Consider the following 5,877-nt stretch of genomic DNA (forward strand, 5'->3'; position numbering starts at 1 on the left):
ACGAAGGTGTTATAAATCGAATTCTCTGGCCATAGAATTGGGACTTGGGGGAGAGGTGCGTTCATGGCTTCCAGAAAAACTTAGGACTCACGAGACTAAAAAAGGAACTTGTAGGAAGAAAATCTCAGGAGTTCGATCTTTTGTCGTTGACCCTGAATGGAGTAATAAAACGAGATATGGAAAATCCCGAGGGTAAATTCCCCGCTGAATTTGATACATACCAGGTGGTCAACCCCGGTGATTTTATTTTTTGCATGTTTGATGTTGAAGAAACGCCGCGAGCAGTTGGTTTATCAACTTATTATGGGATGATTACAGGGGCATATACGGTATTAGTTCCGTTTAAGGGCAATAACAAAACGTTCCTATATTATTTTTATTTACATTTAGATTCTCACAAAATGATGAAACCCTTATACCGGGGGCTGCGGAATACTATACCCAAAGAACATTTTTTTAGTTTTAAAACTTATGTTCCACCTCTTGATGAACAAACCACCATCGCCAACTTCCTCGACTGCAAAACCGCAAAGATCGACCAGGCTGTTGCCATCAAGGAAAAACAGATTCAGCTCCTCAAAGAGCGCAAACAGATCCTGATTCAGGATGCCGTGACCAAAGGCCTTGATCCCGATGTCTCCATGTGTGATTCAGGTGTGGAATGGATTGGGGAGGTGCCTCGGCATTGGGGTATTAAGCGGTTTAAATATCTTTTTTCTCAAAGCAATTTGCCGACTCGACCGGACGACGGAATGGTAACCTCATACAGGGATGGTCAAGTCACTTTAAGATCGAAAAGGAGACTGACTGGATATACTGAGGCCATTTTAGAACAAGGGTATCAAGGCATTCGAAAGGGACAGCTTGTTTTAAATTCCATGGATGCTTTTGAAGGGGCTATTGGTGTGTCTGATTCTGACGGAAAATGTACACCGGAGTATGTTATTTGTGATCCTATGTTAGATGATTTATTACCTGAATATTTTGCTTTCTTACTCAGAGAAATGGCCCTCTCAAAATACATCCAGGTTATTTGCAACGCAGTGAGACAAAGAGCTGTGAGAATTCGTTTTAATAATCTTAAAAAACGGTTTTTAATTGTACCACCCATTAAAGAACAAAAAGCCATCGTCTCCCACATCCAAACCCAATCCGTGAAGATCGACAAGGCCATCACCATCCAGGAGCAGATGATCGAAAAGTTAAAAGAATATAAAGCCACGCTGATCAATTCAGCCGTGACAGGCAAAATAAAGGTACCAGGCGCAGGAGAGCAAAGAGCCGTGGCATAACTAAGGATCGGCTTCAAAATTACTTACCCTTTGATTTTCAAAAATCCCTGGCTCTTGAGGGGGTTTGAAAATGATTCAGGGAAAGTTAATTTGTAACGATTCCTAAGGGATACAACAATGACAGATGACAGCCGCATACAGATCTATCAAACCAAAGACGGAGAAACCCGTGTTGATGTGAGATTTGAAAAGGAGACGGTCTGGCTGACCCAGCGCCAGATGGGGGAGGTGTTTGATACCACCCCCGAAAATGTCATCATGCATCTGAAAAACATTTATGAAACCGGAGAGCTGGATCAAAATCCAACTACTAAGGATTTCTTAGTAGTTCAAACAGAAGGCAAACGGCAGGTCAAAAGACGGCTCAAACATTACAACCTGGATGCCGTGATCTCCGTGGGGTATCGGGTGAACTCCAAACGGGGGGTGCAGTTCCGTATCTGGGCCACCAAACGGCTGCGGGAGTATCTTGTCCAGGGATATGCCGTGAACCGGGAACGGTTCAAAGCGAATGCCGCAGAACTCAAACAGGCCCTGGCTCTGATTCAAAAAACAGCCCAATCGCCTGCCCTTGCCACGGACATGGGACGGGGGCTCATCGATATCATGGGCCGGTATACCCAGACCTTTTTATGGCTCCAGCAGTATGACGAAGGCTTGCTGAAAAGCCCTGAAGGCATTGCCGGTGGAGTACTGCCTTCATCCGTTGATGCCATGGCCGCCATCCTTGAATTAAAAAAACAACTCATTGTAAAAGGGGAGGCTTCAGATTTGTTTGCCAGGCTCTCCCGGCCGGACAGTATTGAGGCGATTTTCGGGAACCTGGACCAGACCGTCATGGGGGCGCCTGCCTATCCCACCATTGAAAGCAAGGCAGCCCATCTCTTGTATTTTGTAGTGAAAAACCATCCCTTTGTTGACGGCAACAAGCGCAGCGGTGCTTTTTTATTTGTGGATTTTCTTCACCGCAACAATCGCCTGATAACCGGCAATAATGTTCCGGTAATCAATGATACCGGGCTTGCAGCCCTGACACTTCTGGTGGCTGAGTCTGATCCAAAACAAAAAGAGACATTGATAAAACTTGTCATGAACCTGTTATGCGAAAATAAACTATCATAAGGAGCCCCATGGTCAGCCAAACCAATGAACAGGCCCTGGAAGCCGCCATTGAAAAAAAATTGACCGGTACCTGCCTGGAAGAGATTAAAAAAGGTGACATAAAAAATGGCGAGATAAGACAAGGTGAAATAGAGGCGGCTGCACCTGAAAAAAACAAGGTAGAAGAGCCCCAGGTGCCCTTTGATACCCACCATGGGTATGAATTGGGATATCACCAGCATTTCAATCCCAGATTTGCCATGGATGAAAAAAAGTTCTGGGCCTTTCTTGAAGCCACCCAGGAAAAAGAGCTTGAAAAGCTTATAAGAAAAACCAGAGGAATTGATGAGTGGCAGCGCAAAATCCTGGAGCGCCTGGATAGAATGATCAAACAAAAGGGGCTTTTACACCTGCTTAAAAAAGGGTTGAGCGTGGATGATGCCCATTTTGTTTTAATGTATCCGGCTCCGCTTGCAAGTTCTGCAGAAAAGGTAAAAGAACAGTTTAAAAACAATATTTTCAGTTCCACCAGACAAATTCATTACTCCATCGATAATCCCAATGAGTCCATTGATTTGGTGCTGTTTATCAACGGGCTTGCCTTTGCCACGCTGGAGCTGAAAAATCCCTGGACCGGACAGACCGCCAGATTCCATGGACAGAAACAATACCGGTCAAGGGACAACACCCAGCCCCTGCTTCAATTTGGCCGATGCCTCGTCCACATGGCCGTGGATACGGATGAGGTCTATATGGCCACAAAACTTAGCGGTAAATCAACATTTTTTCTGCCGTTTAATAAAGGGAACAACCACGGGGCAGGCAACCCGGCCAATGAGAGAGGACACAGGTCAGCTTATCTGTGGGAAGATGTTTTTAAAAAGACAAGCATTGCCAATATTATCGAGCATTTTGTAAGGCTTTCAGGAAAGGGTAAAGATCCTTTGAACAAACGGACGCTTTTTTTCCCACGGTATCATCAGATGGATGTGGTGCAAAAGCTTATTCGTCATACTGCTCAAAACGGGGTGGGACACACCTATCTTGTCCAGCATTCGGCCGGATCAGGAAAGTCCAACTCCATTACCTGGGCTGCCTACCAATTGATCGAAACCTATCCTGAAAATTTAAAGGCCCATGGTGCAAAAGGACTGGAGCAGCCCTTGTTTGATTCGGTGATCGTTGTCACGGACCGGCGGCTTTTGGATAAGCAGCTGCGGGAAACCATCCGGGAATTTTCCGAGGTTAAGAATATTCTTGCCCCGGCTTACCGAGCCGCTGATTTAAAAACCGCACTGGAACAGGGCAAAAAGATCATTATCACAACCATTCAAAAATTTCCCTTTATCCTGGATGGTATCGGTGATTTGAGTGACAAGAACTTTGCCGTGGTCATTGACGAGGCCCACAGCTCCCAGAGCGGGTCGGCCCATGACAACATGAACCGGGCAATGGGGATGGCAGCAACGGATGAGCAAGAGGCCCGGGAGAAAGATACCCAGGATAAAATTCTTGCGGCAATGGCATCACGAAAAATGAGAGGTAATGCCTCCTATTTTGCCTTTACCGCCACCCCGAAAAACACCACGCTGGAAAAATTCGGAATTGAACAGGAAGATGGACAATTTAAGCCTTTCCATCTTTACTCCATGAAACAGGCTATTGAAGAAGGGTTTATCCTGGATGTCCTGGCCAATTACACCACCTATAAAAGCTATTATGAAATTCAAAAATCCATACAGGACAATCCCCTGTTTGACAGCAAAAAAGCCCAGAAAAAACTTCGGGCCTATGTGGAGCGTCACCAGCAGACCATTAATATCAAGGCTGAGATCATCCTGGAGCACTTTATCCCCCAAGTGGTGAACCAGAAAAAACTAAAGGGCAAAGCCAAGGGCATGGTGATCACCCAGAACATTGAAACCGCTATCCGCTATTATAAAGCCATCACCCGGCTGATTTCAGAAAAAGGAGATCCGTTCAAGGTTCTGATTGCCTTCTCAGGCCATAAAGAGGTGGACGGTATTGAATATACCGAAAGCCTGATGAATGGATTCAGTGAGAGCGAAACACGGGAGCGGTTCGATGCAGATGAATACCGGCTGCTGGTCGTGGCCAACAAATACCTGACCGGGTTTGACCAGCCCAAACTGACCGCCATGTATGTGGATAAAAAACTACAGAATGTGCTGGCAGTCCAGGCATTGTCCCGTTTAAACCGCGCTGCGCAAAGCTTGGGTAAAAAAACAGAAGATCTGTTTATTCTTGATTTTTTCAACAGTGTGGATGATATCAAAAATGCATTTGACGATTTTTACACAGCCACCAGTCTGTCCAGAGCAACGGATGTCAATGTCCTGCATGAACTCAAAGAGACTCTGGATGCAGAAGGGGTTTACGAATGGCAGGAAGTACAGGATTTTGTTGAACGATATTTTAACAATGCCGATGCCCAGGAGTTAAGCCCCTTCATTGATGCTGCGGCTGACAGGTTTAATATTGGATTGGAGCTTGAGGATCAGGACAAGGCAGATTTCAAAATCAAAGCCAAGCAGTTTGTTAAGATTTACGGTCAGATGGCATCCATTATGCCCTATGAAATCGTGGATTGGGAAAAGCTGTTCTGGTTTTTAAAATTTTTAATTCCCAAACTGATTGTTAAAGATCCAAAGGCGGATAAGATTGATGAATTATTAAACTCGGTAGATCTGTCTTCCTATGGATTGCAGCGGGTGAAGCTGAACCACCGGATCCGGCTGGATGAAGACGAAACCCAGGTTGATCCGCAGAACCCGAACCCACGCGGTGCCCATGGCGGGGATGAAGCTTACGATCCCTTGGATGAGATCATTCGCAACTTTAATGAACGGTGGTTTCAAGCCTGGAACGCAACCCCTCAGGAGCAGCGAGTTAAACTGCTGAATTTTGCAGACAGTATTAAAACACACCCTGATTTTGATGAAAAGTATAAGAATAATCAGGATGCTCACAACCGAATCCTCGCGTTTCAGAAAATATTTGAGGATGTCATCCTCAAAAACCGGCGTGATGAGCTCGAACTTTCCAGGTTGCTGGCAAGCGATACGGTTTTCAAGTCAGCCATGCAGCAAAGTTTAAGACAGATTGTTGACAGGTAGATTTCAACAGATATGAAACACGAATCAAGTGCATAAAAAGGTATTATATTAGATAGCAGGTGAATAATTTCAATCCACACAACAAAAAAATGAACCGGGTTTCACCGGTTATTTTGGTGTTGGAAACCCTTCATGCGTAACTGAGTGCTTACGATTATTGAAATTATTTTAAATCATCAAATCACTAAAACTTATATTTGTACCCTACACAACTTGATCTTGACAATCTGCATCCCGCAGGATACACTATAATTATGAAATATGAATTACGCAGCACAAAACAATACGACAAATGGTTTGCCGGAATAAAGGATCGGCAAGCCAGAAATAGAATACTCAGACGTATT

3 protein-coding genes are annotated in these 5,877 nt (G+C 44.8%); all 3 read left to right on the top strand.

Going from position 1 to position 5,877, the window contains the following annotated elements:
* Positions 1–176 precede the first annotated feature (176 nt).
* The 3 genes from B9A32_RS20545 (at position 177) to B9A32_RS20555 (ending at position 5,530) form a co-directional block, all read left to right on the top strand.
* On the top strand, positions 177–1,292 hold the full coding sequence (locus B9A32_RS20545; protein WP_084072009.1) for a restriction endonuclease subunit S: 1,116 nt from the start codon (positions 177–179) through the stop codon (positions 1,290–1,292).
* Between the two features lie 117 nt (positions 1,293–1,409).
* A complete protein-coding gene (gene rhuM, locus B9A32_RS20550; protein ID WP_084072011.1) occupies positions 1,410–2,414 on the top strand; it encodes a virulence RhuM family protein/type II toxin-antitoxin system death-on-curing family toxin in 1,005 nt (334 codons plus the stop codon).
* An 8-nt stretch (positions 2,415–2,422) separates the two neighbouring features.
* Positions 2,423–5,530: a type I restriction endonuclease subunit R gene (locus B9A32_RS20555; protein ID WP_084072014.1), complete on the top strand. Its 3,108-nt coding sequence runs from the start codon at positions 2,423–2,425 to the stop codon at positions 5,528–5,530.
* Positions 5,531–5,877 lie beyond the last annotated feature (347 nt).

Origin of the sequence: Desulfocicer vacuolatum DSM 3385, assembly GCF_900176365.1 — a bacterium.
GTDB lineage: Bacteria > Desulfobacterota > Desulfobacteria > Desulfobacterales > Desulfobacteraceae > Desulfocicer > Desulfocicer vacuolatum.